Source organism: Pradoshia sp. TA40_28 (assembly GCF_059694525.1).
On record NZ_JCATZO010000002.1, the window covers coordinates 67,068 to 87,128 of the forward strand.

Annotated in this window: 23 protein-coding genes and 1 riboswitch; of the genes, 9 read left to right on the forward strand and 14 right to left on the reverse strand. The window is 36.4% G+C overall.

The window, feature by feature from the left end; genetic code table 11:
- The 5 genes from AC58NB_RS02380 to AC58NB_RS02400 form a co-directional block, all read right to left on the reverse strand.
- Complete coding sequence (locus AC58NB_RS02380; protein WP_497425215.1) at nucleotides 1–1,032, reverse strand: FecCD family ABC transporter permease; 1,032 nt, start codon at nucleotides 1,030–1,032, stop codon at nucleotides 1–3.
- Nucleotides 1,032–2,015, reverse strand: coding sequence for an ABC transporter substrate-binding protein (locus AC58NB_RS02385; protein WP_497425216.1), 984 nt, complete (start codon nucleotides 2,013–2,015; stop codon nucleotides 1,032–1,034). Before AC58NB_RS02385 ends, AC58NB_RS02380 begins: the two co-directional genes overlap by 1 nt.
- 190 nt (nucleotides 2,016–2,205) lie before the next feature.
- A riboswitch (cobalamin riboswitch) is annotated at nucleotides 2,206–2,384 on the reverse strand.
- 225 nt (nucleotides 2,385–2,609) lie between these two features.
- Nucleotides 2,610–4,103 (reverse strand): amidase, encoded by a 1,494-nt coding sequence (locus AC58NB_RS02390; RefSeq protein ID WP_497425217.1) that lies wholly within the window; start codon nucleotides 4,101–4,103, stop codon nucleotides 2,610–2,612.
- 206 nt (nucleotides 4,104–4,309) lie between these two features.
- Nucleotides 4,310–5,377, reverse strand: coding sequence for an undecaprenyldiphospho-muramoylpentapeptide beta-N-acetylglucosaminyltransferase (gene murG / locus AC58NB_RS02395; RefSeq protein ID WP_497425218.1), 1,068 nt, complete (start codon nucleotides 5,375–5,377; stop codon nucleotides 4,310–4,312).
- A 77-nt stretch (nucleotides 5,378–5,454) separates the two neighbouring features.
- Nucleotides 5,455–6,006 (reverse strand): histidine phosphatase family protein, encoded by a 552-nt coding sequence (locus tag AC58NB_RS02400; RefSeq protein WP_497425219.1) that lies wholly within the window; start codon nucleotides 6,004–6,006, stop codon nucleotides 5,455–5,457.
- A 286-nt stretch (nucleotides 6,007–6,292) separates the two neighbouring features.
- On the opposite strand from AC58NB_RS02400, the gene AC58NB_RS02405 reads away from it, so the two are divergent.
- From AC58NB_RS02405 to AC58NB_RS02415, 3 genes are all read left to right on the forward strand, one after another.
- Complete coding sequence (locus tag AC58NB_RS02405; protein ID WP_497425220.1) at nucleotides 6,293–6,559, forward strand: acylphosphatase; 267 nt, start codon at nucleotides 6,293–6,295, stop codon at nucleotides 6,557–6,559.
- 146 nt (nucleotides 6,560–6,705) lie between these two features.
- Nucleotides 6,706–7,491: a C40 family peptidase gene (locus tag AC58NB_RS02410; protein WP_497425221.1), complete on the forward strand. Its 786-nt coding sequence runs from the start codon at nucleotides 6,706–6,708 to the stop codon at nucleotides 7,489–7,491.
- 173 nt (nucleotides 7,492–7,664) lie between these two features.
- A complete protein-coding gene (locus tag AC58NB_RS02415; RefSeq protein ID WP_497425222.1) occupies nucleotides 7,665–7,973 on the forward strand; it encodes a hypothetical protein in 309 nt (102 codons plus the stop codon).
- Nucleotides 7,974–7,998: 25 nt separating this feature from the next.
- Here AC58NB_RS02415 and AC58NB_RS02420 read toward each other — a convergent pair whose 3' ends face one another.
- Together AC58NB_RS02420 and AC58NB_RS02425 are read right to left on the reverse strand one after the other, a co-directional pair.
- Nucleotides 7,999–8,196: a ChaB family protein gene (locus tag AC58NB_RS02420; RefSeq protein ID WP_497425223.1), complete on the reverse strand. Its 198-nt coding sequence runs from the start codon at nucleotides 8,194–8,196 to the stop codon at nucleotides 7,999–8,001.
- Nucleotides 8,197–8,316: 120 nt separating this feature from the next.
- Complete coding sequence (locus AC58NB_RS02425) at nucleotides 8,317–9,036, reverse strand: YebC/PmpR family DNA-binding transcriptional regulator (protein ID WP_497425224.1); 720 nt, start codon at nucleotides 9,034–9,036, stop codon at nucleotides 8,317–8,319.
- A gap of 694 nt (nucleotides 9,037–9,730) precedes the next feature.
- Between AC58NB_RS02425 and AC58NB_RS02430 the strand changes: the two genes are divergently transcribed.
- The 3 genes from AC58NB_RS02430 (at nucleotide 9,731) to AC58NB_RS02440 (ending at nucleotide 11,867) form a co-directional block, all read left to right on the forward strand.
- Nucleotides 9,731–9,955, forward strand: coding sequence for a hypothetical protein (locus AC58NB_RS02430; RefSeq protein ID WP_497425225.1), 225 nt, complete (start codon nucleotides 9,731–9,733; stop codon nucleotides 9,953–9,955).
- Between the two features lie 365 nt (nucleotides 9,956–10,320).
- A complete protein-coding gene (locus AC58NB_RS02435) occupies nucleotides 10,321–11,370 on the forward strand; it encodes a MerR family transcriptional regulator (protein ID WP_497425226.1) in 1,050 nt (349 codons plus the stop codon).
- 20 nt (nucleotides 11,371–11,390) lie between these two features.
- Nucleotides 11,391–11,867 carry a MerR family transcriptional regulator gene (locus AC58NB_RS02440; RefSeq protein ID WP_497425227.1) on the forward strand — a complete coding sequence of 159 codons (477 nt, stop codon included), beginning with the start codon at nucleotides 11,391–11,393 and terminating at the stop codon, nucleotides 11,865–11,867.
- Nucleotides 11,868–11,975: 108 nt separating this feature from the next.
- Here the strand turns inward: AC58NB_RS02440 and AC58NB_RS02445 are convergent, their stop codons facing one another.
- Complete coding sequence (locus AC58NB_RS02445; RefSeq protein WP_497425228.1) at nucleotides 11,976–12,518, reverse strand: GNAT family N-acetyltransferase; 543 nt, start codon at nucleotides 12,516–12,518, stop codon at nucleotides 11,976–11,978.
- 26 nt (nucleotides 12,519–12,544) lie between these two features.
- Nucleotides 12,545–13,027, reverse strand: a complete 483-nt coding sequence (locus AC58NB_RS02450) for a GNAT family N-acetyltransferase (RefSeq protein ID WP_497425229.1) — start codon at nucleotides 13,025–13,027, stop codon at nucleotides 12,545–12,547.
- A 231-nt stretch (nucleotides 13,028–13,258) separates the two neighbouring features.
- On the opposite strand from AC58NB_RS02450, the gene zupT reads away from it, so the two are divergent.
- A complete protein-coding gene (gene zupT, locus AC58NB_RS02455; RefSeq protein ID WP_497425230.1) occupies nucleotides 13,259–14,068 on the forward strand; it encodes a zinc transporter ZupT in 810 nt (269 codons plus the stop codon).
- A 51-nt stretch (nucleotides 14,069–14,119) separates the two neighbouring features.
- On the opposite strand, the gene AC58NB_RS02460 is transcribed toward zupT, so the two are convergent.
- The gene (locus AC58NB_RS02460) at nucleotides 14,120–14,941 is read right to left on the reverse strand and encodes an STAS domain-containing protein (RefSeq protein ID WP_497425231.1); all 822 of its coding nucleotides are present in this window, start codon (nucleotides 14,939–14,941) and stop codon (nucleotides 14,120–14,122) included.
- A 346-nt stretch (nucleotides 14,942–15,287) separates the two neighbouring features.
- Between AC58NB_RS02460 and AC58NB_RS02465 the strand changes: the two genes are divergently transcribed.
- A complete protein-coding gene (locus AC58NB_RS02465; RefSeq protein WP_497425232.1) occupies nucleotides 15,288–15,551 on the forward strand; it encodes a hypothetical protein in 264 nt (87 codons plus the stop codon).
- Between the two features lie 55 nt (nucleotides 15,552–15,606).
- On the opposite strand, the gene AC58NB_RS02470 is transcribed toward AC58NB_RS02465, so the two are convergent.
- Nucleotides 15,607–16,116, reverse strand: a complete 510-nt coding sequence (locus AC58NB_RS02470) for an LURP-one-related/scramblase family protein (protein ID WP_497425233.1) — start codon at nucleotides 16,114–16,116, stop codon at nucleotides 15,607–15,609.
- Nucleotides 16,117–16,362: 246 nt separating this feature from the next.
- On the opposite strand from AC58NB_RS02470, the gene AC58NB_RS02475 reads away from it, so the two are divergent.
- Nucleotides 16,363–16,656 (forward strand): hypothetical protein, encoded by a 294-nt coding sequence (locus AC58NB_RS02475; RefSeq protein ID WP_497425234.1) that lies wholly within the window; start codon nucleotides 16,363–16,365, stop codon nucleotides 16,654–16,656.
- Nucleotides 16,657–16,887: 231 nt separating this feature from the next.
- Here the strand turns inward: AC58NB_RS02475 and AC58NB_RS02480 are convergent, their stop codons facing one another.
- From AC58NB_RS02480 to AC58NB_RS02490, 3 genes are all read right to left on the reverse strand, one after another.
- Nucleotides 16,888–17,850, reverse strand: coding sequence for a S8 family peptidase (locus AC58NB_RS02480; protein ID WP_497425235.1), 963 nt, complete (start codon nucleotides 17,848–17,850; stop codon nucleotides 16,888–16,890).
- Nucleotides 17,851–17,986: 136 nt separating this feature from the next.
- Complete coding sequence (locus AC58NB_RS02485; RefSeq protein ID WP_497425236.1) at nucleotides 17,987–18,697, reverse strand: sugar phosphate isomerase family; 711 nt, start codon at nucleotides 18,695–18,697, stop codon at nucleotides 17,987–17,989.
- Between the two features lie 366 nt (nucleotides 18,698–19,063).
- Nucleotides 19,064–20,032: a DMT family transporter gene (locus AC58NB_RS02490; protein ID WP_497425540.1), complete on the reverse strand. Its 969-nt coding sequence runs from the start codon at nucleotides 20,030–20,032 to the stop codon at nucleotides 19,064–19,066.
- Nucleotides 20,033–20,061: the final 29 nt, after the last annotated feature.

Consider the following 20,061-nt stretch of genomic DNA (forward strand, 5'->3'; position numbering starts at 1 on the left):
TCAAGATTCTCCTTTCTTTTTATTCTTAAGTATTAAATAAAGGAAAAAAGGCGCACCTACAAAAGCGGTAATAATACCGATTTGAATCTCAGCAGGCCGAATGGCCAAACGAGAGACTAAATCAGCGAGTATCAAAAAGCTGGATCCTCCCAAGGCGCTTGCCAAAATCAAATTTCTGTGCGAAGGCCCAATGATCATCCGGGTCATATGAGGAACAATCAGACCGACAAAGCCAATCGCTCCTGTTAATGAGACACTCATACCAGTCACTAATGAAGCGGTAATCAAAAGCAAATTACGGGTACGCTGTACGGATATCCCCATATTTTGCGCTTGATCTTCTCCGAGGAGAAAAATATCCAAGTGATTGGCATAATATAAAAAGACGCAAAGAGCTACTAAAACAGGACCAATCAATAGTTGTACATGGCTCCAATCACGACCGTTCAGGTTTCCCATCATCCACTGGACAATTTGCTGCATCACTCCCGCATTAGAAAAAGAGAGGAGCAGGGAGGTACAAGCTGACAAGAATGAACTAATGGCAATGCCCGTTAACAGCAATGTCAGCATCGAAGTTTTACCATGATTGGTCGCAATCCTGTAGACCGCAAAAAGCGTTACGGCGGATAAAATAAAACCCATTAACGGTACAAATAGAGAATGAATAGCCGCTAAACCAAAATAGATAGCCACTACGCCGCCGAAGACTCCGCCTGAGGAAACACCAATGATGCCCGGGTCAGCCATTGGGTTGCGAAACACACTTTGCATGACAACACCCGAGATCGCCAAGCCTGCTCCAACTAATCCAGCCACGACGACACGCGCTAAGCGAATCTGTACAAGAATCGTCTCATACATCGGATTATACTCAAATTGAACGAATGGGAGCAGTGAGAACAGCACTTTCATTGTTTCTGAAAATGGAACAATCACACCACCATACATCGTCGCTAGAAGTAATGACACAATCAACGTACAAACCAGGCAGCAAAAAACAAGTGCCTGCTTAGATTGCTTACTGACCATCATTTTTTACCATATAAAACTTGGTAAATATCTTCTGCACCTTCTATGATAAAGTGAGATGCTGTTGATAAATTGGCGCTATCAATTACATACACCTCATCATTCTTAAATGCCTTAATTTTTTTTAGGGCCGGATCCTTTTTCCATTCCTCAACAAAGGTTGCTTTTGAACCGTCATACTGCCAATCACTCGTAATGATGATGTCCGGGTTTAGCTCCACTAACTTTTCTTTTGATAGATTAGGATAATCGGGATACTCTTCACCCGTTATACCTGCTTCTGTGATGGCATTAATTCCACCAGCTAAGGTAATCATTTCTCCAATAGTGGTATTTTCTGTAACAGATGAATTTTGTTGTGTCCAGTAAACCACGCGTTTTTTCTCCGCCTCGGCCTCTCCTTTCTTTTTCAGAGCAGCCATCCGCTCCTCTACATCAGCTATGATGTCAGCGGCCTTTTTCTCTTCTCCTACAATCGCCCCTACTTCCTTAAGACCTGCTAAAACGCCTGAAAAGGATGAATCATCTTTTATTTGATAGGTTGTTATATCCGCAGACTCCAATTGATTGAGTACCTCCGGGTCAACATAGGATGGGATCAACACTAAATCAGGTTCTAACGATAGGACCAATTCGGAAGTGACCGTTTCAATTTTCGTATCAATTCCTTTTGTTAAATCAGCAACATTTGAAATACCAGGGTCTGTTGATAATTTAGTAACGGCTGCAACCTGATCCTGTCCAACTAAAGGAAGCAAGTATTCATCAATCGCCAATGTTGTTGAAACAATATTTGTTGGCTTTTCTTTTATCGTAACCTCTTCCCCGCGGCCGTCTGTAAACGTTTTGGGATAAACCCCTGTTTCTTGGTTTTCTTTTAGTTTTGTCTCTTGCTTCTGATTGTCTACTGTCTCATTACCGCAAGCAACTAGTGCAGGAACGGATAAGAACAAGAGAAGCATAAAGCTTGCCATCTTTTTCATCTCACTATCTCCCTTTATAAAAAATTATTTATATTTAGCGTGTTTACGCTGAAATATTGAAACAAAAAAAGCCTGTTTTCCTAAATAAGGAAAACAGGCTTGATTGATGTACAGACTAAAAAAACCCTGTCAAAAATCACGCAAAGATACAGTATCTCTGCGTTCGCCAATCCTTTTCCCTCCGAAAAGTAAGCATACACAATCATAAGCAGGTTTCCTGACTCTGAGCTTCCTCTTACTCTCACACCTTCCCTCGTTAGAGGTGGTCACGTGATTTCATCAGCTCTTACAGTAGCGGGGGCTGCTCCAGATTCACACTGGATTCCCTTTTACCTCACCAAAGTGAGCACTTATGTTTGTTCTGAAATTTCATATAACTAAATAGTATCATGGTAAAGATCAAAACGGAAGATATTATCGAATGAAAAGGATGCTAATTCAAATTAAAAAATAAAATTTAATAGCCAGTGCAGTAAAATTTCATTTTGCAGAAATGATCAAATGACAGATTCTACCAAAAAGAAACTTTCACTGTTCTCAATTCAATCAATGAGCCTACCCGGATTCCATGATTTTACTCAAACAAGTATAAAGTTATCCTAAATAAGGATTTCCCTTTTGACCAACCCAAATGTCAGACTGCTCTAGTAATGCACCGATTCGAAGTAACCAATCCTCTTTCCCCTTAGGTGCCATTAGTTGTACCCCTAGCGGCAGTCCTTTAGCAGTTAAATGTATAGGTAAACTGATAGCCGGCTGGCCAATAATGTTCGCAAGCTGCGTGAATGGAGTATAGGTTAAACTCGGTTTAAACATCTCATAGACCAATGCTAATTGTTCAGATGAATGTAATTCATCTACTTTTAATAATTGTGAGCTCTGTTCAGGTGTATGGGTCAATTCTCCAACCCTTGGTGCTGGGTGAGCTGTTGCCGGTGTGAGATATAAATCAAATTCCTCATTGAACTTTGCCATTTTCGCAGCGGCTGTATCCCATTCAGCTATACTGCGTGTAAATTGAACGGCTGATACATTTTGTCCAGCCGTTTTGAGAACCCAAGTGACGATTTCTATATCATTTACCGTAATAGGACGACCAATAGCTTCTTCAATTGAAAGAATATCAGCTGCCATCTCCCCGCTATTCATAATATAGTAATTTTCCATTAGACGGATTCCATCTACGCCGTTCTCACGTTCTTCAACGCTAAACCCTGCCTGCTCGAGCCATTTCACTGTCTTATGTACCGCTTTTACTGCCTCTTCACTGACTTGTGTACCTACCGGAGATTTAGTAGAGAAAGCTATTTTAAACGATTTTTTCAGCGGTTTCGAAAGTTCTTCTAAATAACTTCCATTAAATAATGGTACCTGAAAGGCCGTATCCGGCTGAATGATTTGCAATGCATCCAGCATTGCTGCGCTATCACGGATGGTTTTTGTTAAGGCAAAATCACCTGCCGCTCCATGCCATTGACGCCCTACCCCCGGACCAACCGGAGTCCTGCCCCTTGTTGTTTTTAATCCAACTAAACCAGTAAAGGATGCCGGAATACGAATGGAGCCCCCTCCATCACTGGCTCCGCTGATCGGTACCATGCCTGAGGCTGTGCTGGCAGAAGCCCCACCGCTTGACCCGCCAGGTGAATAATCTAAATTCCATGGATTACGTGTAGGTCCATAAACAACAGGCTCTGTAATATTCTTTACGCCAAATTCCGGTGTACTCGTTTGTCCAATAATCACAAACCCTGCCTCACGAATTTTCCTCACATAATTAGAGTCACGTTTTGCGATCCGATTTAAAAGCAGTTTTGAACCAGCGGTAATCGGTTCATCTTTAATGGCTTGAGACAAATCCTTTAATAAAATAGGGACCCCTGCAAAAGGGCCCTGAATGGATTCTGACTTTTCTGCCTCTATTAATGCCTTTTCCATTCTTGTTCTAACAACGGCATTTAAATTAGGGTTAAGTGCATTAATTTGCTCGAATGCATCCTCTATTATTTCTTTAGAGGATAGATGTTTTTCTTTTATAAGCTTAGCCAACCCAAGACCATCATAGTTGGCATAATTTCTTAAATTCATGTAATGTGACACTCCTAATTTCTGAACTATTATTTAATTTACTATTCTTTTTCACTTAGACCAATAGCTGACTTCGTATTTTTATTTGATTATTATCCAATTATTTAGTCTATGTACCAGAAACATCATTGTCAGTTCGTGATTCACTGCATCTGAATTGAATGAATTAGTCATTTATCTACCCCAAGAATTCACACTCATTACTTTCAGAGCTTATAAGTAACAATTAATTCGTACAGACGCTGCAGTCCATCTTCCCCCTCAAAACGGTTCATTTTATCCATTATCATCTGTCTGTTCTTGAATACAGTTTCGACTGTTTTTGATAAAATACTTTCCGTTAGCTCATCCTCTTCAATGACATGAGCAATTCCCTGTTTCTTAAATGATTCAGCATTCATAATCTGATCTCCCCTGCTGGCTTGTTTTGATAATGGGATTAGAATCATCGGTATTTTTAAACTTAAAAATTCAAATATAGAATTTGACCCAGCTCTTGAGATCACTATATTGGTCATAGCTAATAGATCAGCTAATCCTTGATTTATATATTCAAATTGCGCATATCCATTTAACTGAATCGTAGGATCAACTTTCCCTTGTCCGCATAAATGAATGATATTAAAGGTTTTAAGTAATGTATTTAAATTTGAACGAACAGCCTGATTGATTATTTCAGAACCCTGACTGCCTCCCATAATCAACAAACCTGGCTTCCTCACTTTAAACTGGCACAGTTTCATTCCAGTATTTGCGTTGCCCCTACGTAATTCCCCTCTTACGATAGGTCCTAAGAAAAAAGCTTTTTCTGCGGGAATATGATTTTTAGCCTCCGGAAAGGTATAACAAATCTTTTGAACAAATGGCAAGGATAGTTTATTTGCCAACCCTGGTGTAATATCTGATTCATGCGAAATAATCGGTATTTTGCGACTTGCACCAGCAAGTATAACCGGAACAGAAACAAATCCACCTTTTGAAAAGATAATCGATGGCTGTATTTGCTTGATTATTCTTCTTGACTGCATGATACCTTTCACGATATTAAATGGATCTTTGACATTCTTTACATCTATATATCTGCGAAGTTTACCCGTTGAAATAGACAAATAGGTTACATCCTTAAATTCTTTAATTAAGGAAACTTCAATTCCATTCTTAGATCCTATGTAATAAATCTCCCAACCTCGTTCCAACAAATAAGGGATTAAGGCCAAATTGACAGCAACATGCCCCGTTGATCCCCCACCCGTTAATACAATTTTATTTTTCATATTTTAACCTCCGACCAACCGTGAGATTTTCCGATAGTCCATATGATAGGTCCTAAACCTATGCCTATAAGATTTAATCAGGAATGGGTTACATTCCATACTCTCTGTAAATCCACACGCCCTTCATCTATAGTCAAACGATAAACATCAGGTGTTGTAAGTTTCATCCAAGCATGATAATCAAAGGATTCATCAAATTTATTTAAAATTAACGTTAATAAATTCCCGTGTGTAACGATCAATGTATTGGTGTATTGGCTGGCTACTATCTCTTCTATCACGGCAAATCCTCTTTTTCCAGCCTCATTACTTGATTCTCCACCAGCTAATTTCATATCTCTTTCCAAAAATGATTGGTACAATCTTTCTCTCCAATCAGGCAAATCATGTTCACATAACACTCGTTCTATTAATCGATCATCATATTCCATATATAGATTCTTTGCTTCAGCAATTGCTTTACATGATTCGACTGTTCTTTTGTATGGACTGCACAAAATCCGATCTAAGGAAATGGTGTTAAAAAAATCGGCCAGCTCTATTGCCTGCCGTATTCCTTTATCCGTTAATAAACAGTCTGATGCCTGACCAGAAGCCTCGCAATGCCGGACTAGATAAATACTCTTCATATTATCCCCCCCTATACACTAATATCCATAATTTGGTTTATTTTATCATATTAGATATTCAAGCGTTTACTTCCATGATTTATTCCAACCTTTTTTTGTTGAATGTCACTAAAAAAATACGTACCATTTAATCTGAGGATGTAAATCGTTTAAACGGAACTCCACTGATATGTTTAAGCAATTGTCTTAAACAACAAAGACAGTTCAATCAGAAAAAGTATCCTGTCATTTTACAATCATTTAAATCGTATTTTTACTGAAATATATTAGCTTAGGAGGATAGATGATGAAACAATATCATATATTGGTCTCGGGACTAGTTCAGGGTGTTGGTTTTCGCTATTTTACTTTATATACAGCAAATAACTATGATATAAAAGGCTGGGTGCGTAATGTATCAAATGGTGATGTAGAGATCGTTGCGCAGGGTAGTGAAGAAGCATTAGGTCATTTCCTAGGTAAAATCAGGATAGGTCCGAAATTCAGTAAAGTAAATCATCTAGAAATCAGTACACAATTAGTTCAAGATTTTAAAACATTTACTATTAAATAAACCTTTTCCAATAAACAGAAAACTTACTTTTATTACATTAAACTTTCTGTTTTGTTACAATTAGGAAACATATCTAGTAATTTTTTGTCGAATCTACTACACTAAGTTAGTACTTTACAAATTTACTAATTTTAGTGGGGGTCAACATGAAGAACAAAGTTTTATCTATTACTGCTACCGCTGTCTTGGCGTCTTCTATATTTGCTGGTGCTGCTTCTGCTGCTACCGTTACAGTTTCCAAAGGGGATTCTTTATGGAAATTAGCAACTAAATATAATACTACTGTGTCTGCGATAAAAAAAGAAAATAACCTAACGTCTGATACTATCTACATAGGCCAAAAACTTAATATAGGTGAAAATACAACAAGCTCTACTACTAGCACAAAGAAACATACCGTTAAATCTGGAGATTCTTTGTGGAAAATTGCCAACACCTATAATACAACTATTGCAAATTTAAAATCTTGGAATAGTTTAAAAAGCGATACAATCTATGTTGGGCAAGTATTAATTGTTAGCAAATCATCTACTTCAACTTCAACTGGTACTACTTCAGGTTCTACAATTACCAAATCCGAAGCTGAACGTATGGTTGCTACTGCAAAGAGCCTAATCGGAACTCCTTATTTATGGGGTGGTACGACACCTGCAGGTTTTGATTGCAGCGGCTTCGTCTACTATATTGTAAAACAAGAACGTCCAAGCTTTACACGTACAAACACAGCTACCTACTATTCTACTATGAAGAAAGTCAGCACACCTTCTGTAGGCGACTTCGTCTTCTTTGAAACATATACTTCAGGAGCATCTCATATGGGTATCTATATTGGAAACAATAAATTTATTCATGCAGGCTCAAGCGGTGTTGTACAAGCTGATATGACATCATCTTATTGGAAACCAAAATACTTAGGTGCAAGAAGCCTCTAAGTTCATATTATAAAAACGGTAAGCGAAAGTTTCGCTTACCGTTTTTTTGTTTTATGTCTTTATTTTAATCATACCTACCTTTAGCTAAATTTATGCAATTTGAGGTTCTATCGTATAGTGAACTTTCATTCGGACATCATATTCTTAAATCTGTTATGTAAGGAGATTGTCGTGTGGCTAATGTATTTCCAAATAAACCATTACATATACTTTTTTCTTCAATCCCCGGCCAAACTGAGCAAGAATACTGGGAACAGCAAAATAACGGCTTATCCTGTCATAAAGGAATATCATGCCAAGAGGATGGCAGCTTTCTGATTATTGAACAAAGACAGTGGATTGAACAAGAAACCTTTGGCTATACCGTCTCTAAAGAAGAAGCTTTAAAGGAAATTCTCTTGTCAGACAACCTTGATTTGTTAGACCACCCGAAATTTTTTGACTTAAAACTACTTTATGAAAACAGGCGGAATACTCCATAAGCTACGGAGTATTCCTTTACAGGTGTTATTTTTCCACCCAGTTACCATCGTCATTTTTTTCATATTTATTTTTCACTGCACTCCAAGCTACTTTAAAAGCTGTTTCTTCTTCATTATATTCGTCTCTTGCTGAATTAAAAGCTTCCTTAAATATTTCCTGAGCATGATGCGGTAAAGAATCTTTTACAGAGTCAGGCAGTTCACTTACAGATTTATAGGGCATAAGATAACCTCCACTAGTAAAGTTGATCCTTTTCTATTCCCTTCATTTCCTTGTCTTTAAACAAAAAACGTCTCATCCGAAGGGAATCTCCCTCCAAATGAGACGTTAATATAAGTAAACTTATTCACCAAGGTCTACGTTATGATAAACCTGCTGAACATCTTCCAAATCTTCAATTGCATCAATCATTTTTTCAAATTGTGCTTGAGCTTCTGCATCCAAGGTGACATCATTTTGAGCAAGCATTGTAAGTTCAGCAACTGTGAATTCTGTAATACCTACATTTTTTAAGGCTTCCTGAACAGCATGGAATTGATGTGGTTCTGCATAGATGATAACTGCCTCATCTTCTTCCAGAATATCACGAACATCAATGTCTGCTTCCATTAGCAATTCAAGCACTTCATCAGATGTCTTTCCTTCAATACCAAAAACAGCTGTAGCATCAAACATATAAGCAACAGATCCGCTGACACCCATATTTCCGCCATTCTTACCAAACGCTGCACGGACTTCTGATGCTGTACGGTTTACATTATTTGTTAACGCATCAACAATCACCATAGATCCGTTTGGTCCAAATCCTTCATAACGAAGTTCATCGTAGTTTTCCTCAGATCCACCCTTAGCTTTCTCAATTGCACGATCAATGATTGCTTTTGGTACGCTGTATGTTTTTGCACGTTCAAGTACCATTTTTAATGCTTGGTTGGATTCAGGATTAGGCTCACCCTGTTTTGCAGCTACGTATATTTCACGTCCAAATTTGGCATAAATACGACTAGTATTGGCATCTCTAGAAGCCTTTTTTTCTTTAATATTATTCCATTTACGTCCCATTATGAACACTCTCTTTCCACTATATCTACTTAAAAATAGTAATATGAATAAGCCGTTACTTCAATACCTTTCGAAACATTTCATGGTTATACCAAAAAATCTATATATAAAAGAAGCAACTTTACTACTATACCTCTATATTATACATTTAATGGTCATTATAAAGAAAGATGGATGTTTCTAAAATTTATGTATCCGATAAATATTGAAATGATGATCACTCTCCAAAGCAATCATTGGATTTATTGACTATACCTGATGTTACCACTTCTGAAAGATTGCCAATCAAAATTACATTTCCTGGCAATAAGCAAAACCCTTTATAAGTTCTCTGCAAATATTAATTTTGGACGCTTCTTAAATTCCTTCCCGCTAACTCTCTTATGTAATTTTCCTCTTATATTAAAGATCTTTATGGCAATACTGTTGTTTGTATACGGGTTTACATTATCTTTCCTGAAGTTCCAGTTTCCTTTTCCACTACCATAGGTTCCACTCCCCCCTCCTTGCCAGAAATATTTAGACCATTAGAACACTTAGAACTCTACCTTTATCATATAGGATCAATCGCAAATTAATTAAACTCGAAGTATTTCATAATTTAAGTATTTTTTGTTCACAAAATGTACACAATCTGTTACGATAATTGTAACAAATTAAAACATTTACAATTCCTACAGAGGATGGGGTTATTTTGAAATTTAAAACGTATGGTTTATTTATTCTTTCTATAATTTTTGCAGCTATAGGACATTTTAAAGTATCTAGCAGTGTACAGCCTAATGGAGTTGAAGTATACTACAACACTTCCGTTCTGGAGAGTATTTCGAATGGTGTTTTATTAGGTGGCTTTGTTTTCTTTATTGGTATTGGTTTATTAGGCTATTCTGTCTATAACTTTGTAAAAGAACAATCTTAAATGTATGGCTCTCATGATAACCTGAGAGCTTTTTTTATGTTCAATTTTAAAATCCTCCTTCTTTTATTTATTTGATTACAGACTTCGCCTTTTTCTCGCATCTAATAACCTCGGTCCTTTACAGTTCACCCTTATATCGTGCATTTAATTGGCATGACTCGTCCCTATCTTTATCCCTTCCCAGCATTCTCTGTTTTTAGATAGGAAAAACTCTCGAAATGAACAGAAAAACAGGGACTCTGAAGAAATTCAACTTGTTTTGATAGCTTTTGTCATCCTGCAGGAAAAGTGTATTGTCAGTGAAGAATACATGTATAACAGAGATACAAATATACCCAAATGACAAAGGGAAGGGATTGTTAATAATGAAAGAAAATCAAATTTTACGAGCATATTCTATTAAAGAAGTTTCACGGAGAATTAATGTACCAGCCGGAACGATCCGTCAATGGGAAAAGGATTTAAACGGTGTATTAATCATTCCGCGTTCTAAACAGGGTGCCCGTTTTTATACTGAAGTTGAAATTGCCATTTTAAAAAGAATTAAAGAAATGCGAGATAAGAATCTCAGTAAAGAAATTATTAAAGATATGCTTCAAAAGCACATAAATCAGGAAAAACAACCAGTTTCGGAACCCCCTTCTGAAACTCTCGAAACTTCCTTGGCAGTTGTTGAAAAACCTGCTGAACCGAAAATGGAAGACTTTCTTGTTGCCATGGATGATTATAAGGATCGCTTAATGAAAGAAATGTCCTCCGAATTGCGTAATAATCGTCACATCATGATTGAAGAAGTAAAAAAGGAAATCTCACAAGGATCCATTGATACGATTAAAGGCCTTTCAAAAACGATTCAAAGGTCCAATTTGAAAACAGATGGGGAGTTACGAAAGCTATCTCTTAATGTTTCAAAAGCATCGGAACGAACTTCTGAAACCTTCGGAGCACTAACTACCAGTATTGCGAGATCTTCGGAAGGAGCTTTCGATTCATTCTCCAAAAGGATTTCCGAAGCCGCTGCAGATGGGTATCGTGAATTGCTCGCAGATCTTTCTGCGTCCGTAACCGAAGCGCAGCAAGAAATCAAGAGCGTATCTGAGGCCATCTATCAGGATCGCGAGCAATACTTCGAAACAATGAATCATGAATTGGATCAATATCGAAATGACATCCGCCAAAGGGAAGAAGCTTTTCAGCAATTGGTTACGAGCTTCCGTGATGCTGCTCCAACAAAAGAATTAGAAAAACCTAAAACAGTAAAGTTCAAGGATCCTAAAAAGAACAAAACAAAGGATAAGGAAAAGGAAAAAGCAAAAGGAAAAGCAACAAAAAATAAAACAGAAAAACTGGCATTGAAGGAAAATGAAGTGAATCAGGCAGAAAAAAAATGGTGGAGTTTCCGACGCAAGAAATAAAAACATGATGGGGTGACAAAATGAACACAAATGAAGTAGCTAAAACCTTAGGCGTATCATCCAGTACTGTAAAACGATGGGTTAAACAGCTGTCTATTGATCCAGCCAGAAATTCGAAGGGACATTTTATATTTACGAAAGAGGAATTCAGCCAATTGGAACAATATCATACGCAAGACCAATTCCATTCCATTCAAACAATGCCTGTCCCTAATAATGAAGAATTCGAAAAACTGAAATTACAAGTGAATGAGCTAGAACTAAAACTGTATAAAAAGGCTGATGGTGTGGCGTCAATCCAATTGCTTCAACATCGAAATGAACTGGAGGAGTTGCTGACGATAGTGAATGAACTAACATCACGTATCGACCATCTTGAAACACAATTGAGTAAAACAAAAAAACCGCCTGCAGTAACCAGACCACTGGCATTAGACAACCTTCAAACAACGCGTAAAAGAAAGCGAAAAATAACGAAGATGATGTTTGGGTTTTAAAGCGATTCTATCGTTTGAAAATAACGGAACTAGGTCCAGTAAGTTCCGTTATTTTTATTTATTCTTCTATATGTATGACGTAATTGTTTGAAGGATACATAAAAGATTTTAACTATTCCATTCTGGACGAGTAATGGAAAAAACATTGGCATCATGAGACTGATTTCTTTGATATAAATATCCTCGCAGCGTTCCTTCTAACGTAAAACCGATTTTCAACAACAACTGATTGGATGATGTATTTGCAGGATACGTAATTGCTCCTATACGATATAAATCAAGTGAACGAAAGGAAAACTCCATGACTGCTGAAACAGCTTCTGTAGCATAACCTACCCTCCAATAATCAGGGTGAATTTCATATCCGACCTCAGCACGCTTGTTTTTTAAACTTAGATTATTTAAGCCAACCGTCCCGATGAATTCACCGGACTCTTTTAATGTAATGCCCCACCTTATTGATTGATTTAGCTTTAGCCCTTTTTCCATCGACTTCATTATCAGGATAGCTTCTTCCATTTTGGTTAGAGGATCCATGCCATAATACTCCATTACTTCATGTTTAGACATAATGGAATAATAGGAATTTAAATGAGATTTATTTAATTTCACCAATTTCAACCGATTAGTCTCTAATTCTACAAAATCCACTTTACTCCCCCCTGTTCCTAATCTCTTCAAATCTCTAAGTGCAGGACCATTTGTTCTCCCTTTATCCCCATTCTTCTGCCACCCTGATCTTGAAAACCACTGACTTTATATAAAGTTTGAGCGGGAATATTCTTCATATTCACAACTAGAATTACTTCGTCCATTGTACTAAAATGATTCTTTATAAAATTAGATAAAAGGGATAGTGCTTGTTTAGCATATCCCTTTTTTTGAAACTTGTAATTGATTGAGAAACTGGTTAATAGCAGTGCCTTATCATTAGCTGTTAGTTCAGCTACTCTTTTACCCCTATGTAAACAGAAGAATCCGACTGCCTGTCCATCATATAGAATTAAAACTGGAAACGGACCGTGGTCAGAAGAATTTTGATTTAATACTTCAACCGGATAAGATGTAAATTGATATTGTTCAGGTGGAAGCTTATAGTCTTTCAAGCTATCCAAATATTTATCAGAATACATTGACAGTTCAATTTCAGAATGGCTCATTCCTCATCCCCCACATTTAAATTCATTACAAATAATTGGAATATAATTGGAACATTATTTAATACTAACCATATTATTAAAAAAAACACAATTTTTTAATAGCATAATATTCTTTTGACGAACATATTTATTTAAGTATATGATTATGAAATAGGTAGTTATAATTTTGAGTTTTCTATATATAAAGGTACACTATGGTTAAGTAATTACGAAATAGAGAGGTATTCACGTATGGATCAAACTGTTTTATTCGCCTTTTCATTAACGCTCTTGGCTGGATTAGCAACAGGAATTGGAAGTTTAATTGCTTTATTAACTTCCCGTACCAATAAGATGTTTTTATCCGTCTCACTGGGATTTTCTGCTGGAGTCATGATTTATGTTTCAATGGTTGAAATCTTTGTAAAAGCAAAAGATTCTCTTGTAAGTGCTATTGGCTATGAAAAGGGTTATACAATGACTGTGGTTGGATTTTTTGGCGGTATCTTACTTATCGCATTAATTGACCGTTTTATCCCGAAACAAGGAAATCCCCACGAGCCCAAAAAAGTGGAGGACATGAATAAGCCCCTTAATGAAATACAGAGTGATCAGCTTATGAAGATGGGTGTCTTTACCGCTTTGGCGATTGGAATTCACAATTTCCCCGAGGGTATTGCCACGTTTACATCAGCGATACAGGATCCCGGCTTGGGCATTGCCATTGCAGTAGCTATTGCCATTCACAATATTCCAGAAGGCATTGCTGTGGCTGTACCGATTTATTTTGCGACAGGAGATAAACGAAAAGCCTTTAAACTATCCTTTTTATCCGGATTGGCAGAACCAGTTGGTGCTTTGGTAGCCTACTTATTGTTAATGCCATTTTTAAATGACCTGATGTTCGGGATTATCTTTGCAGCAGTGGCAGGAATTATGGTGTTCATATCGTTGGATGAATTATTGCCTGCTGCTAAAAAATACGATGAAGGACATCATGCTATATATGGCTTGATAGCCGGAATGGCCTTAATGGCAATCAGCTTATTATTATTTATTTAACTAAATAAAAGCAGGCTCTCTATAGTGAAGAGCCTGCTTTTTATTTATATATTAAAGATAATTTTTGATCGCCTGTTGGAGACTGCCCATTGTAGTAGCTTTATTCTCAAAATTAATGCCCATATGAATAATTTGCTGTACAATTTCCGGTCGAAGTCCAGTAATGACAGATTCACACCCCATCATGGATGTTCCTTCGATTAATTTCATTAATTGCTCGATAACATGTGGGTCCATTTCAGCTATACCCGACAAATCAATAATTAATGTTTGGATATGATGATCTCCAACTTTCTGTAAAACCTTCTTTTCAATAATATGAGATCGACTATCATCCCATAAACCAATCAGCGGCAAGATACAAATAGTTGATGTGATTGGTATAATCGGAACAGATAAATTTTCAACGATTTTAGACTGTCTCTCGATCAATAAATCTTTATAATTAGAATAACTAATAAAAAAGGTATTCAGAAAGCTATCAACTTGATCGTTAATTTGTTTTTCAAAATTAAAGAAATCTTCAAGATCAAAAGATTCGTTAGTTTCTTGAATAAATTGATAAATAAACTTCCACAAGGTCCTTCTTATTGCCTGTATCCATTCTAATTTGAAATTCAAAGAAATAGAATGAGTAGCCCAGGCTATACCCTCTTGTTTTGCAAAATCAATGACTTCCTTCTTTTGATTATCAATGAAATATATAACTAGTTTCTGGGCATTGTTCAACAAATCAATATTGCCAATTAATAAAATTTCCTCAATTTTACTCCTGACATTGACCGCTTCAGATAATAGCATTTCGCTGAAAGATTGACGATTCTGCTCAATATAAGTCTTAATTAAGGCCGCTTTATCCAAGGTGTTATCCATTCTATTTCCTCCTATATATCGTAATCCCGCTACATAGATTTTAACAAACGCATCTACAACCGTAAAATTTTAAACCCTCGTTTTAGATTAATATTTATATCATTGATATGTTAAATATACTGGTTTAAGCTTACCGAATGTCATGAGATTAGGATATTCTGATCAAACAGGAGATCAATAAACCCATACATAATACCTATTTTAATATAAAAAGGTCTAGAATAATCCCTATAGATTCATTCTAGTCTGAGAATATTTTTAAAACGGACTGTAACTAAAAATCAACTACTTTTTTAAAAATAATTTCATATACTTATAAGGAATAAACAAATTACGGAGGTCCACAATGTTAAGTTTGAAGTCCTTATACGGGGTTACTGCCCTTAATTTATTTATCCTTTTGCCATTATTAACAGAAAACCTGCTTCAGGATTGGTCCTTTTCATTTTCCAAACTCGCATGTATCCTCTGCCCTATTATAACGGTGTTGATTCTTATAAAGATCATTCAATTAGATTTATTAAAAACCTATCATGGGTTGGTTAACTTTATGATTCAACTGCTTATTGGAGTTATTTCGCTTATTGTTTCATTTAATCAGTTTGGGTAAGTACTCTTTTTTATGTCAGTTACCTAGTAAATTCATTATATATATACTTTGAATTTTAAACCGTACTATTAGCTGCTGAATGACTTCTTTTTTTGATCGCATTAACGCCCATCACAACAGCAATCATTTCACCTATTTCAATATCTTCGGATTCTTGGGATAATTCATAAGCCGGATTGGATAGGATGAGACTTTCTTTTTTAAATTGGCCTACTCGTTTTCCGTTTTCATGGAGAATTTCATATCTTTCGGAGAAGGTTTCTGAATCTATGCGGAAAATTCCTCTATTATGAGCTGTATATTCATACTTTTTAGCAAAAAAACTAAATCTGGCACGTAGAAAACCAAGTTCATCTCCTTCTTGGTTCGTAATAATCCACCTATTGCTAAAAAGCGGAAATTTGCCACTTATCAGTATATTACCTTTCAAGTCTAATACGTCAATAGTCGAAGTGAAAGCACTTTTCAAATCTAATTTACCCACAATATGCTCATCTTCTGTATAAATATTTTTTTGGCCTGATGAAAAAAAACCGTCTGAAAAATAAAGATTTTTATAATCCATTTTGCCACTCCCTTGACATTTCATGATTCCCCTCTTCATACATTTCTACATTCAGAAGCGTATTCCTGCTTATAAATATTAATTGCCTTTGCAGTTTGTCTACCATTATAATAAACACAAAACATCCATTTATTGGATATAAAAATAAATCTTACGATTTCTCCGTAATCATTAAAGCTAGATACGATTTTTCCTTTTAGAATTTATATTCGACTGGAAGGAAACTATTTAAAAGGAGTGGATAGTATGGAGTGGAATTTATTTGGTGGATTAGCGATTGCTATTTTTCTTATCCGCTGGGACCAAGATCAAATTAAACTAATTCATTTAGTGAAAGAGATTATATTAATTGGTATCTTTGTGTTAATCCTTTCCTTTTTCCTGGATGCGGGAAACTATACTTTTTCGCTTTTTAGCCTCCTTCCTGATAAATTAGAAATTTGGGTTGGCGCTCTGCTATTTATTTCCTTTATCGGTGCATTGACTCACCGAGGATGGCGTACCATTCACGCACATCAGGCAAATCATCGTCATTATTGAAAAGATTCGAAATAACTGACCGTACACAAATACATAACAAAAAGGACTGTGACGCTGCATGGTTATTCAGTGTCACAGTCCTTTTTAGCTAGATTATCATTCTTTTATTCATCTATTTGTTACTTATCTTTGATTCCGTCCGTAAATGAATTCCGAATTAACTAACCATGCCATCATTCAAACATGGATTGATTACAAGGAACTCCCTTACAGAAACAAGGTATATCAAATCTACATATTTATAACATCATTTAATGACACTTTATTAACTAATTCAGTTAAATAATCCGGAGCTGTTAAATATAATAGCCCATTCCCCTCTAATTTCGCAGAGTTCCCAAGCGGGATGGTCCTTTTTATTAATTGCGCATATAACTCTGGCTCACTTAATTTACGTTCAAAGCTGGCATTGGTCATGACTTTAATGAGAGCTAACGCGCCCGCCACATGAGGTGTAGCCATAGAGGTACCACTTAAGCTTGCATATTTACCATCTAAGTAGGTAGAAAGAATTTTTTCACCAGGGGCAACTAAGTCGATTTCTTTATTAGAATTGGAGAATTCAGAGGAACGATGATCGAGATCGATTGCCCCAACACTTATGACTTCATTATATGCACCTGGATATCCAAACTCATCTGTTTGATGATTTCCATCTCCCTCATTGCCGGCGGCACAAACAACTAAAATATTATTCTTAACAGCATTTTGAATGGCTTCATGCAATTCCGGTACATCTTCCGATCCTCCAAGCGACATAGAAATGACATCTACCTTTTGCTCGATTGCATAAAGAATTCCATTAATAATCCATTCATATTGTCCGGAACCGTCTTTATCAAGCACTTTCAAAATAAGCAGTTTGGCAGCTGGAGCAACTCCTACAACGCCACTATCATTTTGTATAGCTGCAATTGTTCCCGCCACATGTGTACCGTGTCCATTATAATCCTGAAACTTGTTTGGATCGCTGTCATCATCAGTCGTAAAATTACGACCTCCACTAATTTGTTTCGCCAAATCAGGATGGTTCAAGTCACACCCAGTATCCAATATGGCAACAGTCACACCTTCACCCATTGTTACATTCCAAATTTCAGGGGCTTCAATCATTTCAATCCCCTTTGGCACCTCATTTACCGCATCAAGTTGTTCATCAATATGATAAGGTATAATTCGCACTACTCTCTTCATCTTATCTCCTCCATCAGGATAAATTTGAAGCCGGCACCAGTTGTTACCCATATATTAACAATTAATTGGATAATAATATAGTTACATTTGCACTGATTTTCGTTTTTTTGTTAAAAAGATTTTCGGCGATTCGTATTTAGACTTGTAATAAACTTCCCGCTTCCTGATCTAATAAAAAAGTTGTTTTACGGTGTAAAGCTTTCTTCTGAGTATGTAAGTGGATATTCTCTTTTAATGTTTTCCTAATTAATTGGGCATTGTGCAAGCCATTTGCTAACACAATGACTTCTCGAGCTCCCAAGATATGTTTATATCCTACTAAATAAGCTGCAGGAAGCTTTTCTGCAGCAGATTGCTGATAAGAGTCCTTACTTCCTATACGACGAACATGCGAATAACAAGAAAAAGAACTACTGGGCGCATTAAACTCTATTTGAGAATCAACTCCAATTCCCAGCAGGACTAGGTCCAAACCGCCATAATTGATGATATCATTATCAATTCTCCTACATTCCTTACAGGGTTTCTTAGATTTCCCATTAAAAAGGACTACTTGAGTAGATTTCACATTGACTTTTGAAAAAAACTCATTATATATAAATTGGTTGCAGCTGCCTTCTTCATAAGAACTCCTTCCCATCCATTCATACATAACGGCAAAACGGCATTTTGAAAAATCAACCAACCCAAGCCGGTATCGATCTGCCAATATCTCCAATACACGTTTAAGACTGTTTTCAGCTGGGAGTCCTATAAAAAGATGCGGATTTTCTTTGACTTCCTGCGTGATGATTTCTGCAGCTGACGTTGACATTTCCTCATAGTCTTTAAAAATTGCATAGTTCATACTATCACAATACTCCTTCCAATATGATCATTCATAGAACTCGTAAAACTATCTTTCCAATTGGTCATTCAACGACGGATCCTTATATGTGAAATTCGTGAGAAAATTAGATGCGGAGTGAACGATAGATTTTTGTGTTGTACCGAGGAGACAATATAATTGTTGTCAGAAGTATAGTTTGATCGATAGATAGAAATGAGTGTTAAACTACCTTTCCCATAATACAATGCTTACTCATTGCGAGGCAAGAAAGTTGTCTGAAATTTTTGTTAAATCATTCAAAAGAAAGTCTTTTTAAGTGAATAAAGAAGAAAAAGTGTTAATTCAAACAGAAAAGACACGTTTAAAAGAATACTAAATTTACTTTTAGATTTTTATATTCTTTTTTTCGACAGTAACTTTCTCTTTCTTCTCAACTGAGCTAAAGCTATGTAAAGCCATACCAATCATAACGATTACTATTCCAATCCAAGCTGGAACAGATGGGGATACAATTGATAAGAAAATCATTTCTCCAGCCAATGCAAACAGTATTTCCATCGATTGGGTTGCCTCTACTGCTGCCAGCTTTTGCATATCCCCATTAACCAAATCTGTTGATTTAAAAAACAAGACTGTAGCAATCACTCCTGATGAGATGGCAACGATAAATGTTTGGATAGTTTGCACAGAGTTAGGAGGTCCGGTCGTAAACATGGCCAGTATGGCGATGACAATCCAAATGGGCAAGCTGGCAAAAGTCATTCCGAGTACTCGTTGATAGGCATCTAATCGACCTCTTGTTATTTCCATCATCTTACGATTCCCTAATGGATAAGCAAATGCCGCCATTATGATCGGTATGAATCCCAATAAGAAATCTTTCCATGTTAAATATTTGAGATTCTCATCCTGTATTAATAGTATGCCCAGTAAGATCATACAGGAGAAAAATAATTGCTTCTTAGGTATGACGCCTTGTTTTAAAGAGACCCCATTGGTCGATTCAAAAAATAAAGGGCTTAATAAAGTCCCCGCCACTATTGTAAATTGCCAAGTACCTGCTATTAACCAACCTGATGAATAGGCGGCCGCAAAACATAAAGGCAAATAAAACATACCAAATCCAACAAAGCTCCAAATAAACCATGCTTTTAGGTTTTCTCGCATAATGACAAACAAATGCCGTAAATTCTTCCGAAACAGAACAATGATTAGTAAAAATGGAATCATGTAAAAATAACGTAAGGAAGCACTCCAAAGCCAACTTCCTCCTGCAAGTTCCATGGACCTATTTAAAATAAAGGTAACTGCAAAGAAAAAAGACGCCAATATACCTAATGATATCGCTTTCAGAAACGTCACCTCCCAGTTCAAATAAATAC